At 61.7% G+C, this 269-nt stretch carries 1 protein-coding gene; it reads left to right on the forward strand.

Going from position 1 to position 269, the window contains the following annotated elements; genetic code table 11:
* The coding region (locus RVY79_RS19850; protein ID WP_317466288.1) for an NAD-dependent epimerase/dehydratase family protein at positions 1-269 on the forward strand (269 nt) is incomplete at both ends.

The following is a 269-nucleotide window of genomic DNA, read 5'->3' on the forward strand; positions in this document are numbered from 1 at the left end:
CCAGAGTCTCGACCTTCTCGATCAGGCGGCGGTCCGTCGCTTCTTCGCCGACAAACGAATCGATCAGGTCTACCTTTCGGCCGCCAAGGTAGGCGGCATCCACGCCAACAACACCTATCCCGCCGAATTAATCCACGAGAACCTGCTGATCCAGTCGAACCTGATCGACGCCGCGCACACGCACGATGTCGACCGGCTTCTGTTCCTCGGCTCGTCGTGCATCTACCCGAAGCTGGCCCCGCAGCCGATGCGGGATGACGCGCTCCTGA

This window comes from Chromohalobacter sp. HP20-39 (assembly GCF_033052815.1).
Classification (GTDB): Bacteria; Pseudomonadota; Gammaproteobacteria; order Pseudomonadales; family Halomonadaceae; genus Chromohalobacter.